The organism is Leifsonia sp. SIMBA_070 (genome assembly GCF_046534635.1).
Lineage (GTDB): Bacteria > Actinomycetota > Actinomycetes > Actinomycetales > Microbacteriaceae > Leifsonia.
On sequence record NZ_JAWRYK010000519.1, the window covers coordinates 1 to 258 of the forward strand.

General features: G+C 69.4%; 1 pseudogene. It reads left to right on the top strand.

Annotated elements, in window-relative coordinates:
• Window positions 1-21: 21 nt before the first annotated feature.
• Window positions 22-258: pseudogene (locus SB754_RS21275) on the top strand (alpha-ketoacid dehydrogenase subunit beta); the annotation flags it as partial.

The window sequence follows — 258 nt, forward strand, 5'->3', positions numbered from 1 at the left end:
GCCGCGGCGGCACCGGAGTCCCTGACCTTCGCCAAAGCGCTGAACACCGCGCTGGCCGACGAAATGGCCGCCGATTCAGCCGTCCTGATGTTCGGCGAGGACGTGGGCCCACTGGGCGGCGTCTTCCGCATCACCGACGGACTGACCGCCCGCTTCGGGGAGGAACGCTGCTTCGACACCCCGCTGGCCGAGGCCGGCATCATGGGAATGGCCGTGGGCATGGCGATGAACGGCATGCGGCCCGTGGTCGAGATGCAG